This is a genomic window from Nocardia grenadensis (assembly GCF_050942415.1).
Lineage (GTDB): Bacteria > Actinomycetota > Actinomycetes > Mycobacteriales > Mycobacteriaceae > Nocardia > Nocardia grenadensis.
In genome coordinates, this window is the sequence record NZ_CP192054.1 from 5,242,203 (window position 1) to 5,262,602 (window position 20,400).

Sequence of the window (20,400 nt, forward strand, 5' to 3'; positions counted from 1 at the left end):
TAAGTATCGGTACCACCACTCACCTGCCTCGAGCGGTTCGGCACCCCGGCGTGCCGAACTGAACCGGATTTATGTCCAGACAGTTGTCCATGTTATGGGCGATTCAATCCGGGCGGGCGATTTTCACCGATCACGTCCGGATTGCGCCGAATAATGCTGTTCTCGCAGGTAGAAAGTGAAAAAGGCCCGCTCACCACTGGGTGAGCGGGCCTCGATCATAAGCCGTTACGGCATCGGTTACAGCGCTTTCTCGATCGCCGCGACCAGCGTGTCCGCGTCCGGTGTGGTAGTGGGCCGGAACCTCCCCACCACCCTCCCGTCCCGGTCGATCAGGAACTTCTCGAAGTTCCACTGCACATCACCGGCCGCATCCTCGGCATCGGGGGTTTCGACGATTTCCCGGTACAGCGGGTGCCGGCCGTCGCCGTTCACCTCGACCTTCTCCAGCAACGGAAAGTCCACACCGTAGGTGGTGGAACAGAACTGCTGGATCTCCTCGGCACTGCCCGGTTCCTGCCCCATGAACTGGTTGCACGGCACACCGACCACACTGAAACCACGATCCCCATAGTTCTTCTGCAGTTCGACCAACCCGGTGTACTGCGGTGTGAGACCGCATTTCGACGCGACGTTGACCAGCAGCACCACCCGGTCGCCGACCAGCTCACCGAGCGTGGACGCCGAACCCGACAGTGTGTTCACCGGAATATCCCGAACGTTCATGCGTAGCGCACCTGCCAACTCTTGATTCCGTTGATCCACCCCGATCGCAACCGTACCGGATCGGAAACGGAGAACAGGTCGGGCATGGCGTCGGCGATCGCGTTGAACATCAGGTCGATTTCCAGCCGGGCCAGATTGGCGCCCACACAGTAATGGGTGCCGGTGCCGCCGAACCCGACATGCGGATTCGGATCGCGCAGGATATCGAAGGTGAACGGTTCGTCGAATCCCGCTTCGTCGAAATTGGCCGAACTGTAGAACAATCCGAGGCGCTGCCCCTTCTTGATCTCCTGCCCACCCAGGATGTGGTCGGCGGTGGCGGTGCGCTGGAACGCGGTCACCGGAGTGGCCCAGCGCACGATTTCGTCCGGCGCGGTTCGCGGCCGCTGCTCCCGGTACAGCGCCCACTGTTCCGGATTGTCCACGAACGCCTTCATTCCGTGGGTGATGGCATTGCGGGTGGTCTCGTTACCGGCCACCGCGAGCAGGATGACGAAGAAACCGAACTCGTCGGAAGCCAGCCCCTCCCCGTCGACATCGGCGTTGACCAGCTGGGTGACGATATCGTCGGCCGGACACGACCGCCGTTGTTCGGCCATGTTCCAGGCGTAGCCGAGGATCTCCGCCGAGGCCACGGTCGGGTCGCCGTATTCGGGATCGTCATAGTTGAGCATCTGGTTCGACCAGTCGAACACCTTGCGCCGGTCCGCCTGCGGGACTCCGAGCAGTTCGGCGATCGCCTGCAGGGGCAGTTCACAGGCGACCTGGGTGACGAAATCGCCGCCACCGCTCTTCTTCGCCTCGTGCACGATGCGGTGCGCGCGCTCGGTGAGCGCCGCACGCAGACCCTCCACCGCCCGCGGGGTGAAACCCTTGGAGATGATCCTCCGCACCTTGGAATGCTTCGGAGGGTCCATGTTCACCAGCAGTGCTTCGGTGAGCTGCATCTGGTCGGGGGTGATATCGCCGGGCAACCGGACGATGGACCCCTTCTGCTGCGAGGAGTACAGCTCCGGGTTGCGGGACAGCTCCTTGACGTCCTCCAACGTGCTGACCACCCAGTAGCCGCCGTCGTTGAAACCGCCCGAGGTCTCGTCGGATTGGGCGTTCCACCACACCGGTGCCGTCCGGCGCAGCAGCGCGAATTCCTCGACCGGACTGCGATCGGCCCACAGTGCGGGGTCGGTGAAATCGAAACCCGGGGGCAGTGCCGTGGACATCAGGAGTCCTTTCCTTCTTCCGGGAGCGGTCGCAACGGCGCTTCCGGTTGCACCTCGACCAGCACGAGATGGGCGCCCCGCGGGGTGCCGACGACCGCCGACACCGCCCGGGCCAGATCGGAGGCCCGCAACATGTACGGATGCCGTGCCAGGCCCCAGGCCTGCCAGGACTCCAGCAGCGGTCCCACCACCTCGGGCGATGCGTTCATACCCATGCCGGTGACAGTCGGGCCGGGCCGGACCAGTGAGGCCCGGATACCGGTGCCCTCGAGCTCCATCCGCAGTTGCTGCACCATTGCCTCGACGCCGGCCTTGGCGGCGCTGTAGGCCCCGTTCCACGGCCGCGGCAGCGGCGCGCAGTCGGAGCTGATCAGCACCACATCGCCGCGCCGGCGGGCCAGCATGCCGGGCAGTACCGCATGGGTCATGCGATGCGCGCCGACCAGATGGATCTGCACCTGGTGCGCGAAATCGGCCGGGTCCATGTCCTGGATGAGACCGAATTCGATATCACCGGCCCCGGAGACCAGGATCTCGGTGGGCCCGATGGCCGCTTCGGCGGCGGCGACGAATTCGTCCACCGAGGCCTGGTCGGTCACATCGAGGCGGTGGGCGAAGGCGGTACCGCCGTCGGCCCGGATCTTCCCGGCCAGATCTTCCAGGATCTCCACCCGGCGCGCGCCGAGCGCCACCGGATGGCCCTGTGCGGCCAACTCCACGGCGGTGGCGGCACCGATACCCGACGAGGCACCGGCCACGATGGTCGGCCGCTTCTCGGGATGGGGGTCGAACCGGGGCATTACCGCACCTCCACGGAGATCGGGAGCTCGGCGAAGCCCCGCACATTGGACGAGTGGACGCGGACGAATTCGTTCTCGCGCACCCGGTAGGACTTCACCCGCGCGGCGAATTCGCGCAGGGCGACCGTCGCTTCCAGGCGGGCCAGATGGGCGCCGAGGCAGAAATGCACACCGGCGCCGAAGCTGGCCAGATTGCCCTTCTCGGCGCGATCCAGGTCGTAGGCGTCGGCGTCGTCGAAGACCTCGCCGTCCCGGTTGGCCGAACCGATCAGCAGCAGCACCTTCGACCCCGCCGGGACGACCCGGCCGTGGTACTCCAGATCCTCGGTGGCGGTCCGCGCGACGATCTGGCTCGAGGTGTCGTAGCGCAGGGTCTCCTCGATCCAGTCCGTGACGCGGTCCGGATCGGCGGTGACCTTGGCGTATTCCGCCGGGTTGCGACCGGCCCAGTACAGGGCGTTGCCCAGCAGTTTGGTGGTGGTCTCGTTCCCGGCCACCACCATCAGGAACATGAAGCCGATGATCTCGTCGTCGGTGAGCCGGTCACCGTCGATCTCGGCCCCGAGCAGCGCGGAGGTCAGGTCGTCGGTGGGGTTCTCCCGGCGCGTCGCGACCATGTCCGAGTAGTAGACCACCAGGTTCAGCGAGGCCTCGATCGCCGAATCCGGGACATCGGTCACCCCGTCCTCGCGGTGCATGACCATATCGGCCATATGGCGGATCTCGTCGCGGTCGGCGGCCGGGACCCCCATCAGCTCGGAGATGACGTCCATCGGCAGTTTGCCCGCGAAGTCCTGGATCCAGTCGAATTCGCCGCGCTCGAGCGCCGGTTCCAGGTATTCGAGTGTCAGGTCCCGGATGCGGGTCTCCATATCGGCGACCCGCTTGGGGGTGAAACCTTTGAACACCAGCTTGCGCATCCGCATATGCCGGGGATCGTCCATGGCGAGAAACGACATGGTTCTGTGCGCGTGCGGCCCCCAGGCCGCGGGGTCGAGCGACACGCCGTTGGCATTCGACAGCGCGGCGGCGTTGCGGAATCCCGCGGTGACATCCGCGTGCCGCGACAGCGCGTAGAAGTCGAGTTCGGCGTTGTAGTAGAGCGGCGCCTCCGCGCGCAGCCGGGCGTAGATCGGGTACGGGTCTTCGTGGAAGACGTAGTCGTAGGGATCGAACGCCACCGGCTCCAACGATGCGGCCGTCATCGGACCCACCTCTGTTTCGATAACGAGTTCTCGCCGGGCGCGACCGATTGGCCACCCAGGGGAGACACATAGCTGGACATGTGTCTGGACGGTACCAGCGGCGCGCCCCCGCGACAATGATCGTACGGGAATCGACTGTTCAGAAGCGCGGGCGCGGCCGCGTATCGGTAGCGATCCGACCCACCGCCCGCGACCCCGCCGGATATGCGGCACGATCAGCACGGAGCGCCGAACTATAGAACCCGTTCTTGCACTCCGGAAAGAGTCCGGACTATATTCCAAACACCTGTCCAGACAGTATTGGGGTCTTCCATGAACAGTCTTCTGCCCGGCGACAGTTCTCGACTGCTGATCGGCGGCAGCCTCGTGCCCGGCGGCAACGGCGTGTTCGAGAATGTGAACCCGGCGACCGAAGAGGTCATCGGCACCGCGGCCGACGCTGACGCCGCCGATATGAATGCCGCCATCGCCGCCGCCCGCACCGCCTTCGACGAGACCGATTGGTCCCGTGACCACGCGTTCCGGGTGCGCTGCCTGGAGCAGTTGCAGGCCGGGCTGAAGGCGCACGCGGAGGAACTGCGCGAGATCACCGTGGCCGAGGTGGGCGCGCCGATCATGTTCACCAGCGGGCCCCAGCTCGAGGGCCCCGTCGAGGACCTGAGTTTCGCCACGCGATTGGCCAGGAACTACGAATGGGAAACCGAACTCGGGGTGGCCGCGCCGATGGGTATCAGCACCCATCGCGCGCTGCGCCGCGAAGCGGTCGGCGTGGTCGGCGCCATCACCCCGTGGAACTTCCCGCACCAGATCAACTTCGCGAAACTGGGTCCGGCACTGGCCGCCGGCAATACCGTCGTCCTCAAACCCGCCCCCGACACCCCGTGGTGTGCCGCCGCGCTCGCGTCGATCATCACCGAAGAGACGGAGCTCCCGCCCGGAGTGGTCAATATCGTCACCTCCGCCGATCACGGCCTGGGTGCTCAGCTGTCCGGTGATCCACGGGTCGACCTGATCAGTTTCACCGGGTCCACCAACACCGGTCGCGCCGTGATGGCCGCGGCCGCGGCCAATCTCAAGAAGACCTTCCTCGAACTCGGTGGCAAATCGGCGTTCATCGTGCTCGACGACGCCGATCTCGCCAGCGCGGTGAGCTACGCGGGGTTCTCGCTGTGCGTCCACGCCGGCCAGGGCTGTGCACTGTCCTCGCGCCTGCTGGTACCGCGGCACAAATACGAGGAGGCGCTCGAGGCCGCCGCGAACACTATGCGCGGTATCCGCCCCGGCGACCCGACGAACCCCGGCACCGTCTGCGGTCCGGTGATCTCCGACCGCCAGCGCACCCGGGTACTCGGCTATATCGACAGCGCCCGTGCCGACGGCGGGCGGATCGTGGCCGGCGGCGGCCGCCCGGCCGGGCACGACCGCGGGTTCTATGTCGAACCCACCGTCATCGCCGATCTGGACAACAGCGCCAAGGCCGCCCAGGAGGAGATCTTCGGCCCGGTCCTGGTGGTGCTCCCCTACGACGGCGACGACGATGCCGTCCGGATCGCCAACGACTCCCCCTACGGCCTGTCCGGCGCGGTGTGGGGTAAGGACCCCGAGCGGATCCGCCGGGTCACCGACCGGGTGCGTACCGGCACGCTCGGCGTCAACGGCGGTATGTGGTACAGCGCCGACGCGCCCTTCGGCGGCTACAAACAGTCCGGTATCGGCCGCGAGATGGGGGTCGCCGGGTTCGAGGAGTACCTGGAGACCAAACTCGTCGCCACCGCGCAGTAGGCGCGCCCGGCCGGTCCCACAGCAGCGGAAACCCTTTTCGACCAAGCTTTCCCGATCAACGAGGAGCTCATCCTATGGCTCGTTTCACCGGCAGGACCGCCATCGTCACCGGCGCCGCCCGCGGTATCGGCGAGGTCTACGCGCAGGCGCTGGCCGCCGAGGGCGCGTTGGTCGTCGTCGCGGATCTGAACGAAGAGGGCGGTACCGCAGTCGCCGAGAAGATCGTGGCCGACGGCGGTACCGCGTCGTTCCACACCGTCGACGTCTCCGACCCGGATTCGGCGAAGGCACTGGCCGATTTCACCGTGGCGGAGTACGGCAAGATCGATCATCTGGTGAACAACGCCGCCATCTACGGCGGAATGAAACTCGACCTGCTGCTCACCGTGCCCTGGGACTACTACAAGAAGTTCATGTCGGTGAACCTGGACGGCGCCCTGGTGATGACCCGCGCAGTCTGGGAGAACATGGCGGCCAACGGCGGCGGGTCGATCGTCAACCAGTCCTCCACCGCGGCCTGGGTGTACTCCGGCTTCTACGGTCTGGCGAAGGTCGGGATCAACGGCCTCACCCAGCAGCTGGCCACCGAACTCGGCGGATCGAATATCCGGGTCAACGCGATCGCCCCGGGGCCCACCGATACCGAAGCCACCAAGACGACCACGCCCGAGAGCATGGTCAAGGATATGGTGAACCGGCTGCCACTCAAGCGGATGGGCACGCCCGACGATATGGCCGGCGCCCTGCTCTACCTGCTCTCCGACGACGCCTCCTGGGTCACCGGGCAGATCTTCTGCGTCGACGGCGGCCAGGTGATCCGGTAGTGGGTGCGGACTCCGCCGGCGACACCCGGGTCGGTTTCATCGGCCTGGGCGATATGGGCGGGCCGATGGCGAAGAAACTGCTGGGCTGGTCCGGCGGTCTCACCGTCTGCGATACCCGGCCCGAGGCGGTGGAGCCGTTCACCACCGCGGGGGCCGAGGCCACAGCCACCGCGGCCGAACTGGCCGCGAAATGCGGGGTCATCAGTATCGCGGTGGTGAACGACCGGCAGGTCCAAGCCGTACTCACCGGCGAGAACGGGGTATTGAGTACCGCCGCGCCGGGCACCGTGGTGGCCGTGCACTCCACCATCGGCGACGAGTCCGCGGTGGAATTCGCCCGCCGCTGCGCCGAACGCGGCGTGTATTTCGTGGACGCCCCGATCAGCGGCGGGGCCGCGGGCGCGAATAGCGGCCGGCTGGCCGTGATGATCGGCGGCAGCGCCGACGCGGTCGCGGCGGTGCGCGAACCGTTCGGCTGCTTCGCCGATCTCGTGGTGCACGCCGGCGAGGTCGGGGCCGGCACCCGCATGAAACTGGCCCGCAATCTGCTGCATTTCATCTCGTTCACCGCTGCCACCGAGGCACAGCGGCTGGCCGAGGCAGCCGGGCTCGATATCACCGCGCTGGGCAAGGTGGTCCGCCACTCCGACGCGGTGACCGGCGGGGCGGGTTCGATCATGCTGCGTGACACCACCGCGCCCATCGAAGAGGGCGATTTCTGGTTGCCGATCCTCACCCATGTCCGGGAACTCGGGGAAAAGGATCTATCCCTGGCGCTCGACCTCGGCGGCCGGGTCGACGCCGAACTCCCCTTGGCCGCGCTGGCACTGGCACGCCTCGGCGAGGGGCTGGGCGTCGGGCGGGGTGCGATCGCCACCGCGCGACAGGGAGCCGACGCGCCGCAAGACGCCCCCACCGCTGAGCGGGACGTCCACTCCACCCCCGCACCGGGGCGTGCCACCATCGCCGCACAGCAGGCCGCTCCGGGGACCCCGGCAGCCGGTGCGCAGAACGACAGTGAGGAATCCGAATAATGGCCGACCCCATCTCTCCCCGACCGTTACCCGCCGCCGAGGCCACCGAGTGGGACCACACCGCCGATGTGGTCGTGGCCGGCTACGGGATCGCCGGTGTCTGCGCCGCGATCGAGGCGGCGCGGGCCGGGTCGAATGTGCTGATCCTGGAACGCACCAGCGGCTGGGGCGGTGCGGCGGCGCTGGCCGGCGGCTTCATCTACCTCGGTGGTGGCACGCCGTTGCAGCAGGCACTCGGTTTCGCGGACAGCCCGGAGAACATGGAGAAGTTCATGGTCGCCGCGCTGGGTCCGGGGGCGGATCGCGCGAAGATCGCCGACTACTGCCGCGGCAGTGTCGAGCACTACGAATGGCTGGTCGCCAACGGTGTGCCCTTCAAGGAGGAATTCTGGGGTGAACCCGGCTGGGAACCCCCGCACGACGAGGGACTGATGTATTCCGGCGGGGAGAACGCGGCCCCGTTCAACACTGTCGCGGACCCCGCCCCACGCGGCCACGTCCCGCAGATGAGCAACAAGCGGACCGGGTCCAAGGGCGGCGGCTACATGCTGATGAAACCGCTGGCCGAAACCGCCGAGAAACTCGGCGTGACCGCCGTTTACGACACCCGCATCCAGCGCCTGATCGTCGACGGCGACCGGGTCGTCGGCGTGGTCGCCAAACAGTACGGCAAGGAACTGAACATCCGGGCCGAGCGCGGGGTCGTCCTGGCCACCGGCAGTTTCGCCTATCACGACCAGATGATCGAGGGGTTCGCGCCGCGGCTCATCGGCCGCCCGGGCGCCGCCATCGAGGAACACGACGGGATCGCCATCCGGATCGCGCAGGCACTCGGCGCCGATCTGGCCCATATGGACGCCACCGAGGTCGCGTTCTTCGGCGATCCGCAGATGATGGCGCGCGGCATCCTGGTGAACGGCCGCGGCCAGCGGTATGTCCCCGAGGACACCTACCCCGGCCGGATCGGGCAGATGACCCTGTTCCACCAGGAGAACCAGGCGTTCCTGATCATCGGCGAGGCGGCCTACGAGGAATCGCTGACCACCGAGACCTCCACCCCGTTCTTCCGCCGGCCGCCGACCTGGGCGGCGGAGACGATCGCCGAACTCGAATCCGATATCGGCCTGCCCGAACTGGCCCTGCAGACCACGGTCGAGTTGTACAACAAGCACGCCGCGAACGGTCAGGACCCGCTGCTGGGCAAGAAAGCGGAGTGGACGAAACCGCTGGAGGGCCCCTTCGCCGCGTTCGATATGCGCGGTTTCACCGCGGGCTTCACCCTGGGCGGTCTGCGTACCGATCTGGATTCCCGGGTGCTGCACGTGAACGGCGAACCCATCCCCGGACTGTTCGCCGCCGGCCGCTGCACCTCCGGTGTCTGCGCGGGCGGATACGCCAGCGGGACCTCGCTGGGTGACGGCAGTTTCTACGGCCGCCGGGCCGGGATTACGGCCGCGAAGAACTGAAACGGTACATTCAGACACATGTCCGAAGGTGAATCCGTCGTCGTAGAGGCGACCCGTCGGCGGCTGTCCGCGAAACAGGCCGATACGGTCGACAAACTGACGAAGGCCGCGGTGGAGGTACTGACCCGCGAGGGGTTCGCGGGAATGACCATCCGCATGGTCGCCGCCGCGGCCGGGGTCGGCACCGCCACCGCGTACACCTATTTCTCGTCGAAGGAACATCTGGTCGCCGAGATCTTCTGGCGGCGGCTGGTGGCGGCGCCCTCACCGGTCAGCGAGGATCCCGATCCCACGGTCCGGGTGGTGGCCGAACTGCGTGCCATCGCCATGCTGGTCGCCGACGACCAGGAGGTCTCCGGCGCGGTCACCAGCGCGTTGCTCGGCCGTGATCCCGATGTGGCCCATCTACGCGCCCGCATCGGCCTGGAGATCCGCACCCGTATCGAGCGCGCACTGGGACAAGACCCGGATCCCGACGTGGTCGTCTCGCTGGAACTGGTCTACGCGGGTGCACTCGTCCGGGCCGGTATGGGCTATGCCTCCTACGCCGATATCGCCGACCTCATCGAGAAATCCGCGCTGTTGATCCTGCGCTGAGCACCGGAGCTTCGAGAAGTGAACAACCGCCCCAAACAGCTCGACTCGGCCTTCGTGCCGACTGTCATCAAGTACATGTCCAAGGTCAACACCTGGGCCTACCGGAAAACCGGCGGCCGGATCGGCGGCACCTGGCGCGTCGGGGCGGGCTTCCGCAAACCGGTGCCCACGCTGCTGCTGGAACACACCGGCCGCAAATCCGGTAAGCAGTTCACGGTGCCGCTGCTGTTCCTGCGCGACGACGCGAACATCATCGTGGTCGCCTCGCAGGGCGGACTGCCGAAGAACCCGCAGTGGTACCACAACCTCGTCGCGCAGCCGGAGACCACCGTGCAGATCGGCAAGGACCGGATTCCGGTGCGGGCCCGCCTCGCCGACGATGCCGAACGCGACCGGCTGTGGCCGAAACTGCTCGAACTGTACGCGGATTTCGACAACTACCAGTCGTGGACCGAACGCCGTATCCCGGTATTCGTGCTGGAGCCCCGCACGACCTGACAGTTCAGGTGTTCTCGGCCGGTCACGCGGTTCGCCGTGGTGACCACAGCGCGGTCGGCTCCGTGCCGGTATCGCCCGAGTCGCCCGTGGGCCGAGAACGCCCGCGGCCCGCGGCGGCGCTCCCGGCCCGGAGCTTCGGCGATCACCTCCCGGCGGAGCGACCCGATTCGGCGACACCCGTGGGGGCATCGCCGAATAGGGGTGTGGCTTCTCAGGCCTGCGCGGGCACATTGGCCCGCTCGGCGCCGAGAGTGGTGTCGGGTCCGTGCCCGGTGTGGACCACCGTCTGCTCTGGTAGCGCGAACAGTCGCTCGTTGATGGAGGCGAGGATGGTCGGGTAGTCGGAATAGGACCGGCCGGTCGCGCCCGGTCCGCCTTCGAACAACGTATCGCCGCTGAACACCTCGCCGCTCGCACCGAAGTACAGACAGCACGACCCCGGTGAGTGGCCCGGCGTGTGCAGGACCCGTAGTTCCGCGCCACCGACCCGGAACACCTCGCCGTCGGCCAGCGGCCGGTACTCCACGCCGGGATGGGTCTGCTGCCAGAGCACATCGTCGTCGGGATGCAAGAAGATCGGCGCACCGGTCGCCGCCGACAAGGTGGGCGCCACGGTGACGTGGTCGTTGTGCGCGTGCGTGCACACCACGGCGGTCACTCGGCGTCCGGCCACGGCGGCGAGAATCGGCTGCGCGTCGTGCGCGGCGTCGATGATCAGCACTTCGTCGTCGTCGCCGACGAGCCAGATATTGTTCGCCACATCCCAGCAGCCGCCGTCGAGGCAGAACTGCCCCTCGGTGACGATCCGTTCGACCCGGGCCGTCACAGGACCACCACCGAGCGCAGGACCTGCCCACCGTGCATGGTGTGGAAGGCCTGCTCCACCGCGTCCAGCCCGATCCGCTCGGTCACGAACCTGTCCAGCGGCAACCGGCCCTGCCGGTAGAGGTCGATCAGCATCGGGAAATCGCGTTCCGGCAGGCAGTCCCCGTACCAGGACGATTTCAGCGCGCCACCGCGGCTGAAGAAATCGATGAGCGGCATCTCCAGCGTCATATCGGGGGTCGGCACCCCGACCAGCACCACGGTGCCGGCCAGATCGCGCGCGTAGAACGCCTGCTGCCAGGTCTCCGGGCGGCCGACCGCGTCGATTACCACATCGGCACCGAATCCGCCGGTGAGGTCCTGGATTCCGGCGACCACGTCGGTGGTGGACGCGTCGATGGTGTGGGTCGCGCCGAGTTCGCGCGCCCAGTCGAGTTTCCGGGCGTCGGTGTCCACCGCGATGATGGTGCCCGCGCCGGCCAGCCGGGCACCGGCGATCGCCGCGTCCCCGACTCCACCGCAGCCCAGTACCGCCACCGAATCGCCGCGGCCGACATTTCCGGTGTTCACCGCCGCGCCCAGACCCGCCATCACACCGCAGCCCAGCAGGCCGGCCACCGCCGGATCGGTCGCCGGATCGACCTTGGTGCACTGTCCTTCGTGGACCAGGGTCTTGTCGGCGAAGGCGCCGATACCGAGTGCCGGGGTGAGTTCGGTGCCGTCCTCGAGCGTCATGGGCACACCGGCGTTGAAAGTATCGAAGCAGTACCAGGGGCGGCCGCGCCGACACGCACGGCACTGGCCGCAGACCGCCCGCCAGTTCAGCACGACGAAATCACCCGGTTCCACATGGGTGACCGCCGAACCCACCGTTTCCACCACACCCGCGGCCTCGTGACCCAGCAGGAACGGGAACTCGTCGTTGATCCCGCCCTCGCGGTAGGTGAGGTCGGTGTGGCAGACCCCGCACGCCTGGATCCGTACCACCACATCCCGGGGGCCGGGATCGGGTATCACGATCGGGACCAACTCGACCGGGGCACCGGCACTGCGGGCGATGACACCTCGAACCTGCTGGGGCACAGCATCTCCTCTCGGGCGGTAATGCGACGATGCACGACAGCGCATACGTTATCCGCCCACACGCCGCACGGGCAGCGCCCCCGCGGAGGGCGGGCCGTCTCCGGCAACGAACGGCGCCCCGGAACGCGGTGTGGCGGCGCACCCGCCGGGCACACCGCCACATCGTCGGCGAACGCTCAGAGAACTCCCCAGGCCTGCAGCAGATAGGTCACATTGGCGGCGATGGACGTGACGAGATTCGCCAGATTCAGGGCCGCGGACCCGGCTTCGATCATGTTCCACTCTTCTTTCTGATCCGACCCGACCGGAGCCCAAAGTACCGACGTAACCGAAGCCGGGCAAACGCGCGATCAGCCGGAAATCGGGCCACGAGGGATCGAATCGGCGAGTGAACAGCTGGCCGGAAAGGGGATCGGACACGAGTCCCACCCAGTGCGCAATCGCCGGCCCCGGGCCACACGAACGCTCGGATCGGGATCGTCGAGGAACGCAGCGCGGCCGCCGGCTCAGCCGGCGATACCCGCCTCGGGTTCGGGACCGGGCCCATCGGCCCGCAGCTTCAGCAGGGTCAGTCCCGCGGTGCACGCCAGAATGAGACCGATCACGGTGATGATCACCTGCAGGGTCCCGATCCCGAAGGCCGCCGCACCCAGCCCTCCGGCGAAAACCAGCCAGCCCAGCACTCTGCCCACTGTCGCACCCGTACCACGCGATTCAGGATCCGCCGGCTCCGGAGCCTCCGCCGCAGCGGATTCCTCCGCCGCGCCCGGCAGGTCGGTGGTGGTCTGGTCTCCCATCATCTACTCCTCGATGGCGCCGATCCGGAAATCGTTGCGCGCCTACCACTTCAGTGCATAGTCACCGAGACTCCGGCGTCTCATGCGTCACTTCAGCAACATACGCTACGACCACAACCGAAGATTGTTACGCGACACAAGCCCGCGACACGCGGCTGATATCAATTCGATACCTGAACCGTACCCTTTCTCGACCGTTCTACACGCGGCAACCAGGGGACCAGCAGATGGGGGTCTAGTTCTCCGCGGCGCGCTGAATTAAGGTTGGGCCACTGACATATCACAGGAGCGTCACCGATGGAGAGCAAAACGAAGGTCGCCGGACCCCTGGCGGCCGCCGGGGCGGTTTCCCTCGGGCTGGTGCTCATCGGCGCGTGCGGAATCGGTCATGAGGACACTTACATACCGCCGCCCCCGATCCGCTCCGGCCCGCAGGCCGCGGAACCGGCGGGGTTCACCGGCGAGCCCGCCACCGGTGTCGCGAAAGTGCTGATACCGCCGTCCCCGTCGTGGCGGATGGCCCCGGAGCCGCCGCCCCGGCGGACCCTCCCGCCGGAGTACCAGATCTCCGTCACCTCGTCCGCGGGTCCGGGCGCCGACCCCACCGCCGGCGAGACCACCCGCCGGATCACCCTGTCCGCCACCCCGGATCCGACCGACCCGGCCGAGCCCGGCTGGACCACCGCCTCGCTGCCGAGTCCGCCGCTGGAGCCGGCCCACACCGAGTCCCCGATTCCCGCACCGGCTCCGGACACGACCGTGGTGATCGCCCCGGTTCCGCCCGAAGCCGAAGCCCGGCCGCCCGCCGAACCCCCGGTCACACCATCCAGCGACCCCCCGGCGCCGCCCCCCGCCGAACCTCCGGCCGCGGTGCCGGCCGAACCTCCGGCCGCGGTGGACGAGCCGGGGTCCCCGGAAACGGATACGGCGGAAAGCGTCCCGGCGGAGTCGACGCCCACGCGGGTCCCCGTCGCACCCCGGGTCGCCGCACCCACGACCGGCGACTCGACCACACCGGATTCCACCGAAGAGCCGCTCCTGCCCACCCCGACCGTCACCGTCGCACCCGGTAACTGACCCGATCCCGGTACTCAGTGTTCGGCGTAGGCGACCGACCGCTGGGCGGCGGCGACCATGGGCCGCAGGGCATTGGTGAAACCTTCGGCGCCCACCGGGGCGATCTCGACATCCTTGCCGGTATGGACCGCGTAGCGGCCGTCGCCGGTGATATCCACCCAGCACAGCACGCCGAACGGGGCCGGCCCGGTGTTCCGGTGTACCGACACCACGATCTGGCCGATACCGTCGCGGGGTAGTTTGAGCCGCTTACGGATCCGGGTCGCCGCGGTGGGCCCGGACACCGGGACGGTGACCCGGTCCCGGCCGTCCTCGACAACCTCGCTGCGCGCCGCGCGCAATCGCCCTCCGGTCCCGGCGGCCACGGCCGGCAGCGCCGCGATCACCCGCACCGGTAACGAGGTAGCGGTGCCGGCGGTGATCCGCAGGTCGCCACCCCGGTCCGGCTGCGGGCCCGGCCGCTGGGTGGCGACCACTCCGATCCGGCCCGCCGACGCGCCGAGTATCCGCACGGCCGGGGCCCGGTCACCGTCCTGGGCGAACGTCGCCACGCTGACCTCGGGACCGGCCAGCACCCGTAGCGCCGCCTCCAGGTCGGCGTCGAGAGTGCTGTCGCACCACTGCCGTAGGGCGGGTAGCTGGGCGGTGCGCTCGACGGAATCGCGAGCCGACAGGCGCACCGCCAGCGGATAGGGAATACGGTCGCCGACGGTCCGTTCCCACGCCAGCGCGAACTGATCCGGAGTGAGGAGCCAGTTCACTCCTCTTCCGTCCACTCACCCAGCACCGGCGGAGTGGTGGGATCCAGGGCGCCGATCAACTGCCCGGCCGGTTCGCCGGGTTCCAGATAGGTGAGTTCCTCGTCGGCGAAGTGGAGATCGTCCTCGGCCGGAGCGGTCCGCTCGGGGCGCGGCGCCACCGGGGTGCCTGATCGGACCGTATCGGCCGCCATGGCGCCGCCCATCAGACCGCCGATCGCGCCCGCGCCCATCCCGGTGACCGCCTCGCCGCCCGCGGACCGCTGCTGTTCGTCCCGGGAACGTTCCTGGTCGCCGGTCGAACCCGCCGCGCGGACCGGGGCGGCGAACAGCGGGACACCCGTCGCCGGACTCGCCGGCGCGGGCCCGGCGGTGACCGGTGCCGCCGCGGTCGCGATGGCGGACGCGGCGACCTGGTGGGTAGCCGCCGCGGTCGTGCTGTCGGGGCCGGAGCCGGCCGCAGCGAGGTTCGTTGCATCGGGCCGGACACCGGAGACCGTGACCGCCGGCGTCCCCGGCTCGCCCGGGGTCGCGGCTTCGGACGACGCCGGAACCGGCTGCCGGTCACCCACCGTCGTCGGCACGGGTTCGGAGTGCGACCGCTGTCCCGCCGCGGTTTCCGGGCTCGGCACCGCGGACGCGGCCGGGGCCGCTCCGCCCGGCGTCTCGGCGCCCGGCAGCGCGTCCGGGAGATCGGGGAATGCGGGCACCTGGGCGCCGGTCGGGACGAAGGCACCGATGTAGACGCTGTCCATCACCCGCACCACCTCGGCGCGATCGTCGTCGGCGGTCCGCTGCACGGCGATATTGCCGGTGGCCGCATGCGGGTCCAGCAGCGCCGCCGCGAGATCCGGTTCGGCGCCCGAGGGTTCGGGGATCGCGGCGCGCAATGTTTCCGCGGCGTCCCCGGCACGGCCGAGCCGCTGCCCGACGTCGGCGAGCACATCGGCGAGATGCCGCCCGGCGGCCTCGAAATCACGAACCGCGGCCGCGGCCGGACCGGCCGCCGACCCGCGCCAGCCGTCGGCGATGGCGCCTCGGATCTCGGTATGCGCCTGTGCCACCGCGTCGGTGAGACCGGTCGCCGCACTCTGCCAGGCCTGGCCGCCGGTCTGCAGCATCGACGGGTTCATGGCGGCCACCCCGGCGTATATCTGCCGGTGGGTGAGATTGTCGAATACTTCCACGGTGGGTGCGTACTCGGGATCGACGCGGTAGTGCACACCGCGCGCCCCGGCGCGGGGTAGTTCACGCACCGGAAACCCCCGTCGGTTCGGCGGTCCCGAGCGCCGCGGCGGTCTCGGTATCGGATTCGCGATAGGCCGCCGCGGCGGCCCGGAAGGTGTGCGCGAGCTGCCGGGCGGTATCGGAGTATCGGCGCAGTGCCGCGATCGCCTCGGTGGCCTTGCCCTCGAATCCGGAGCGCAGTGCCGCACCCGAGTCGAAGCCCCCGAAACCCGGCAGCGACACCGCCGCCGACAACGTATCGATCTGGGCGTCCACCTGGTCGGCGAGTTGTTCGTAGCGCACCGCGCACTGTTCCGGCGCGCCCTCGGCCACCAGGACGCCGTCGATCCACAGCTGTCCGTCTTCGACGGCGGAATCGAGCGTGGTGATCGCGTTCGGCTGCATCGTGTCCCCCTTCCTGCTCCGCTGTCACACAGCGGATTTCACGGTCGTCGCACCGGCCCCGCGACGATCTCCTGCGTCCACTGCACGATATCGGCCGTCACCCGGGCGCGCACCCGCTCGTGCAGCAGATCGTGTCCGGCATCGGCATATTCGCGCAGTTCCACCGCTTCGCGCCGGCGCGCCCACACCCGGACCGGGTCGATCGGCGCCCGGCGGTCGTCCACCCCGTGGACGACCAGGACCGGTGGGAGCCGCGGCCCGGGATCGTCGAGGGCGCGCGTCGGAGTACCACACAGCACCAGCCCCACCGGCGCATCGGCGGGTATCGCCGGGTTCGCCGCGACGGCGGGGTCCAGGGCCGGCGGGGTGGCACCCAATGCGGCGAGCGCGGTGATCGCGCCGAGCGAATGCCCCATCAACGTGAGCGGGAGTTCCGGGGCCTGCGTCCGTGCCAGGTCGAAGAGCGCGGCCGCGTCCGCGACGAGTTCGGAGAGGACCGGGCGGGCTCCGGGATCGCCTTCACTGAGCCCCTGCCCCGCCGGGTCGAGCGTCCAGACCGTTATACCCGCCTCGTTCAACTGCCGGGCGAACTCGTGGTAATGCCCGCTGTGCTGACCGGTGCCCGGCAGCAACACCAGGCCGGTCGCGGCCCCGTCGACCGCTCGGTTCCGATAGTGCAGGCGGCCGCGCACGCCGTCGAAGAAACCCATGGCCGGATTCTGGCAAAGAATGACAGGCCGTTGGGGGGCCACGATCCGCCGGCGGTGGCCATCCCGTCCGCGCTACCGCGGACCGTACCGCTCGCGCCGGTGGGTCAGGCCGGGGCGGGCGCAGGCGCCGGTTCCGGCACAGGCGCAGGTGCGGGGGCCGGGGCGCCCGGTTCCGCGGGGGCGGACTGCGGCGCCGGAGCGGGGGCCGGGGCGGGCGCATCGGGCACCGGGAACATGCCGACCGTGGGCGTCATCACACAGAGCGCGTCCGGATAGTTGATGGTGCCCCACATGGACGCGAGGACGGTACCCGGACCGCTGTCCACGGTCCGGGACAGCGACGGGGTGCCGAACTCGGTGAGATCGTCGAGCATATCGAGACCGCTGCGCCCGTTGTTGATATTGATCCAGGCGACCACGAGGCCGGAAGCCTGCGGGAGGCCGGGGTGGCCGGGGGTGGCATGGAAGGTCAGGGTGCCGGGGGTGCCGCTGATGTTGGCGCTGGGACCGTTGGCGGTGCCGGCCGCGATGATGGTCGTGATCGGGCCGTTGCTACCGCAGCCGAAGGTGGGCGCCGCGTAGACGAAGGGTGTGTACAGACCGATGGTGCTGATGTGGTTGGCCGCGACGAAGTCGGCATAGCGATCCAGCGCGTCCACACCGGCGCGGGTTTCCGGTTTGTCGGCGGTCTGCTCGGTGAGCGCCTGCATCGCCGCTTCGGCCGGGGTGGGCGCGGGTGCCGCGGCCGCCGGTGTGCAGGCGAGCACTGCGCTGATACCGAGAGCGGCTGCCGTGGCCGCGGTGCGCGCGACAATTTTGTTGTGCACTGCTGACTCCCTACATCCGATCGGGGCGATGGTGCCGGATCGGGCCGGCGACCCCCCGCCCACCGCAGCAAAGTACCAGGCCCGTCCGGTTGCCGCCCGGTCACACTCCGCTCTCGTCCGCCGTGATCGACCGTGCGCTCCCGGCATATGTGATGCACTCGACACGGCAGGATCGGGGAGGGGTGTAAATTCTATGCGGGACAATCGAGACATATTTGGAGATGTGTATGAAATTAACTCTGTCTCCCGACGAGGTCGCCTTCCGTGACGAGCTGCGGAAGATCTACACCACCGCGATCCCGGCCGAGATCCGGGAACGCGTGAAGTACGGTCACGAGCTGTCTCGCGAGGACGTCGTGACCTCCCACCGGATCCTCAACGAGCACGGCCTGGCCGTACCGAACTGGCCGGTCGAATGGGGCGGCAAGGACTGGTCTCCGATGCAGCGGCATCTATGGCAGGACGAGATGCAGCTCGCCAGCGTGCCGGACCCACTGACCTTCAACGCCACCATGGTCGGCCCGGTCATTGCGCAGTTCGGCTCCGAGGAACTCAAGAAGCGTTTCCTGCCGGCCACCGCCAACCTCGACATCTGGTGGTGCCAGGGCTTCTCCGAACCCGACGCCGGTTCGGACCTGGCCTCGCTGCGCACCACCGCCGTGCGCGACGGTGACTCCTACATCGTCAACGGCCAGAAGATCTGGACCACCCTCGCCCAGTGGGCCGACTGGATCTTCTGTCTGGTCCGCACCGACCCGAACGCCCCGAAGAAGCAGGCCGGGATCTCCTTCCTGCTCTTCGACGTGAAATCGCCCGGTGTCACCATCCGGCCGATCAAACTCATCGACGGCGGGTACGAGGTCAACGAGGTCTTCTTCGAGAACGTCCGCGTTCCGGCCGACCAGCTGGTCGGCGAGGAGAACATGGGCTGGACCTACGCCAAGTTCCTGCTCGGCAACGAGCGCACCGGGATCACCGCCGTCGCCCGCACCAAGGTGCGGATCGGCGTGGCCAAGGAATACGCGGCCGCCACCAGATCGGGTTCCGGAACCCTGCTCGAAGACCCGCTGTTCGCGGCACGTATCGCCGAACTGGAGAACGAGCTACTCGCGCTGGAACTCACCCAGTTGCGGGTGGTGTCGAACTCGACCGAGGGCAAACCCAACCCCGCGTCGTCGGTGCTGAAAATGCGCGGTTCGGAACTGCAGCAGGCCGCCACCGAGCTGCTGCTCGATATCGCCGGCCCCGACGCGCTGCCGGTACACGCCACGGATATCGCCTCGCCGGAATGGGCGCAGCGCTCGGGTCCGAGCTACCTCAACTACCGCAAGACAACCATCTACGGAGGTTCCAGCGAGGTGCAGCGCACCATCATCGCCTCCTCGATCCTCGGATTGTGAGGTCAGGTAATGGATTTCGATCTCACCGATGAACAGGCCCTGCTCCGCGATACGGTGCGCGACCTGCTGAATCGCAATTACAACCCGGAATCCCGGCTGGAGGTCATCGGTACCGACCTCGGCTGGAACCGACAGGTCTGGAATCAGCTCGCCGAACTGGGCGTGCTCGGCCTGAGCTTCGCCGAAGAGGACGGCGGTATGGAGGCGGGCCCGGTGGAGACCATGCTGGTGCTCGAGGAGATCGGGCGGCGGCTGGCGCCGGAACCGCTGCTCGACGCGGTCCTGGTGCCGGGTGGGCTGATCGGCACGGTGGGCACGCCCGACCAGCGCCGGCGTGTCCTGCCCGAGGTCGCCGCCGGGTCGAAACTGCTGGCCTTCGCGCACGGGGAACCCGGCACCCGCTGGCCCGACCACGCGATCGCCACCACGGCCACCGCCCAGGGCGAGGGCTACACGCTCAGCGGCACCAAGAACCCGGTACCGCACGGCGACTGCGCCGACGAGCTGGTGGTCAGCGCGACCCTGCCCGACGGCGGCCTGGGCCTGTTCCTGGTCGCCGCCGACGCCACCGGGGTAACCCGCACCTCCTACGCGACGGTCGACGGCCTGCGCGGCGCCCAGATCGTCCTCGACGGCGCGGCCGCCGAACTGCTCGGTACCGGAGGCGATGCCACGAGCGCCGTGGACGAGGTGCTCGCCCGGGCCCAGGCCGGGTTGTGCGCGGAAGCGATCGGGGCGATGGCGGAGTCGCTACGGCTGACCACCGACTACCTGAAAACCCGTAAACAGTTCGGTGTCACGCTGTCGAAGTTCCAGACCCTCACCCAGCGCGCCGCGAACATGTACGTCTCGCTCGAACTGGCCCGCAGTATGAGCTACTACCTCACCGCGTCGCTGGTCGACGACGCCGGGAACCGGGTCATCGCATCCCGGGCACGGTTGCAGGTCAGCCGGTCGGCGAGGCATATCGGCCAGGAAGCGATCCAGATGCACGGCGGGATCGGCGTCACCTCCGAGTACCCGGTGAGCCACTACGTGGCCCGGCTCACGGCCATCGAGCGCACGCTCGGTAGCTCGCTGGAGCACCTGCGGGTGCTGACCGCGCAGGTCGCCGACTACGCCCAGCCGGAGCTGTAACCCGG

Annotated in this window: 21 protein-coding genes; 9 read left to right on the top strand and 12 right to left on the bottom strand. The window is 68.6% G+C overall.

The genetic code is table 11. The annotated features are described in order from the left end of the window. Window positions 1-237: 237 nt before the first annotated feature. From ACQPYS_RS24045 to ACQPYS_RS24060, 4 genes are read right to left on the bottom strand one after another with little or no spacing between them, the layout of a single operon-like run. Window positions 238-723, bottom strand: a complete 486-nt coding sequence (locus tag ACQPYS_RS24045; protein WP_431941337.1) for a glutathione peroxidase — start codon at window positions 721-723, stop codon at window positions 238-240. Beyond that, window positions 720-1,943 (bottom strand): cytochrome P450, encoded by a 1,224-nt coding sequence (locus ACQPYS_RS24050; RefSeq protein ID WP_431941336.1) that lies wholly within the window; start codon window positions 1,941-1,943, stop codon window positions 720-722. The genes ACQPYS_RS24045 and ACQPYS_RS24050 overlap by 4 nt, the downstream gene beginning before the upstream one ends. After that, window positions 1,943-2,743 carry an SDR family oxidoreductase gene (locus ACQPYS_RS24055; protein ID WP_063039310.1) on the bottom strand — a complete coding sequence of 267 codons (801 nt, stop codon included), beginning with the start codon at window positions 2,741-2,743 and terminating at the stop codon, window positions 1,943-1,945. The genes ACQPYS_RS24050 and ACQPYS_RS24055 overlap by 1 nt, the downstream gene beginning before the upstream one ends. Further along, entirely contained in the window at window positions 2,743-3,948 is a 1,206-nt protein-coding gene (locus tag ACQPYS_RS24060; protein WP_433490889.1) for a cytochrome P450, read from the bottom strand. The genes ACQPYS_RS24055 and ACQPYS_RS24060 overlap by 1 nt, the downstream gene beginning before the upstream one ends. Window positions 3,949-4,260: 312 nt before the next feature. Here ACQPYS_RS24060 and ACQPYS_RS24065 point away from each other — a divergent pair, with 312 nt between their 5' ends. From ACQPYS_RS24065 to ACQPYS_RS24090, 6 genes are all read left to right on the top strand, one after another. Further along, a complete protein-coding gene (locus ACQPYS_RS24065; protein ID WP_433490890.1) occupies window positions 4,261-5,730 on the top strand; it encodes an aldehyde dehydrogenase in 1,470 nt (489 codons plus the stop codon). 74 nt (window positions 5,731-5,804) lie between these two features. Continuing rightward, window positions 5,805-6,554, top strand: coding sequence for an SDR family oxidoreductase (locus tag ACQPYS_RS24070; RefSeq protein WP_433490891.1), 750 nt, complete (start codon window positions 5,805-5,807; stop codon window positions 6,552-6,554). After that, the gene (locus tag ACQPYS_RS24075) at window positions 6,554-7,588 is read left to right on the top strand and encodes an NAD(P)-dependent oxidoreductase (protein ID WP_433490892.1); all 1,035 of its coding nucleotides are present in this window, start codon (window positions 6,554-6,556) and stop codon (window positions 7,586-7,588) included. Before ACQPYS_RS24070 ends, ACQPYS_RS24075 begins: the two co-directional genes overlap by 1 nt. Further along, window positions 7,588-9,054: an FAD-dependent oxidoreductase gene (locus ACQPYS_RS24080; protein ID WP_433490893.1), complete on the top strand. Its 1,467-nt coding sequence runs from the start codon at window positions 7,588-7,590 to the stop codon at window positions 9,052-9,054. Before ACQPYS_RS24075 ends, ACQPYS_RS24080 begins: the two co-directional genes overlap by 1 nt. Window positions 9,055-9,072: 18 nt before the next feature. Further along, complete coding sequence (locus ACQPYS_RS24085) at window positions 9,073-9,651, top strand: TetR/AcrR family transcriptional regulator (RefSeq protein WP_063039320.1); 579 nt, start codon at window positions 9,073-9,075, stop codon at window positions 9,649-9,651. Window positions 9,652-9,726: 75 nt separating this feature from the next. Next, window positions 9,727-10,149, top strand: coding sequence for a nitroreductase family deazaflavin-dependent oxidoreductase (locus ACQPYS_RS24090; protein WP_084481538.1), 423 nt, complete (start codon window positions 9,727-9,729; stop codon window positions 10,147-10,149). A gap of 211 nt (window positions 10,150-10,360) precedes the next feature. On the opposite strand, the gene ACQPYS_RS24095 is transcribed toward ACQPYS_RS24090, so the two are convergent. The 3 genes from ACQPYS_RS24095 to ACQPYS_RS24105 form a co-directional block, all read right to left on the bottom strand. Next, a complete protein-coding gene (locus ACQPYS_RS24095) occupies window positions 10,361-10,975 on the bottom strand; it encodes an MBL fold metallo-hydrolase (RefSeq protein WP_433490894.1) in 615 nt (204 codons plus the stop codon). Then, on the bottom strand, window positions 10,972-12,057 hold the full coding sequence (locus ACQPYS_RS24100) for an S-(hydroxymethyl)mycothiol dehydrogenase (protein WP_433490895.1): 1,086 nt from the start codon (window positions 12,055-12,057) through the stop codon (window positions 10,972-10,974). Before ACQPYS_RS24100 ends, ACQPYS_RS24095 begins: the two co-directional genes overlap by 4 nt. 506 nt (window positions 12,058-12,563) lie before the next feature. Beyond that, the gene (locus ACQPYS_RS24105; protein WP_245664687.1) at window positions 12,564-12,854 is read right to left on the bottom strand and encodes a hypothetical protein; all 291 of its coding nucleotides are present in this window, start codon (window positions 12,852-12,854) and stop codon (window positions 12,564-12,566) included. 297 nt (window positions 12,855-13,151) lie between these two features. Between ACQPYS_RS24105 and ACQPYS_RS24110 the strand changes: the two genes are divergently transcribed. Further along, window positions 13,152-13,931 (top strand): hypothetical protein, encoded by a 780-nt coding sequence (locus tag ACQPYS_RS24110; RefSeq protein WP_433490896.1) that lies wholly within the window; start codon window positions 13,152-13,154, stop codon window positions 13,929-13,931. Window positions 13,932-13,945: 14 nt separating this feature from the next. Here ACQPYS_RS24110 and ACQPYS_RS24115 read toward each other — a convergent pair whose 3' ends face one another. The 5 genes from ACQPYS_RS24115 to ACQPYS_RS24135 all read right to left on the bottom strand — a co-directional run bounded on the left by ACQPYS_RS24115 (window position 13,946) and on the right by ACQPYS_RS24135 (window position 17,858). Next, entirely contained in the window at window positions 13,946-14,692 is a 747-nt protein-coding gene (locus tag ACQPYS_RS24115; protein ID WP_433490897.1) for an ESX secretion-associated protein EspG, read from the bottom strand. After that, window positions 14,689-15,945: a WXG100 family type VII secretion target gene (locus tag ACQPYS_RS24120; protein ID WP_433490898.1), complete on the bottom strand. Its 1,257-nt coding sequence runs from the start codon at window positions 15,943-15,945 to the stop codon at window positions 14,689-14,691. The genes ACQPYS_RS24115 and ACQPYS_RS24120 overlap by 4 nt, the downstream gene beginning before the upstream one ends. Continuing rightward, the gene (locus ACQPYS_RS24125; protein WP_431941328.1) at window positions 15,938-16,321 is read right to left on the bottom strand and encodes a hypothetical protein; all 384 of its coding nucleotides are present in this window, start codon (window positions 16,319-16,321) and stop codon (window positions 15,938-15,940) included. The genes ACQPYS_RS24120 and ACQPYS_RS24125 overlap by 8 nt, the downstream gene beginning before the upstream one ends. Before the next feature lie 38 nt (window positions 16,322-16,359). Continuing rightward, a complete protein-coding gene (locus tag ACQPYS_RS24130) occupies window positions 16,360-17,031 on the bottom strand; it encodes an alpha/beta hydrolase (protein ID WP_433490899.1) in 672 nt (223 codons plus the stop codon). Between the two features lie 104 nt (window positions 17,032-17,135). Continuing rightward, the gene (locus ACQPYS_RS24135) at window positions 17,136-17,858 is read right to left on the bottom strand and encodes a hypothetical protein (protein WP_433490900.1); all 723 of its coding nucleotides are present in this window, start codon (window positions 17,856-17,858) and stop codon (window positions 17,136-17,138) included. Between the two features lie 227 nt (window positions 17,859-18,085). Here ACQPYS_RS24135 and ACQPYS_RS24140 point away from each other — a divergent pair, with 227 nt between their 5' ends. Then, window positions 18,086-19,258, top strand: coding sequence for an acyl-CoA dehydrogenase family protein (locus ACQPYS_RS24140; protein WP_063039448.1), 1,173 nt, complete (start codon window positions 18,086-18,088; stop codon window positions 19,256-19,258). Window positions 19,259-19,267: 9 nt separating this feature from the next. After that, window positions 19,268-20,395 (top strand): acyl-CoA dehydrogenase family protein, encoded by a 1,128-nt coding sequence (locus tag ACQPYS_RS24145; protein WP_433490901.1) that lies wholly within the window; start codon window positions 19,268-19,270, stop codon window positions 20,393-20,395. Window positions 20,396-20,400: the final 5 nt, after the last annotated feature.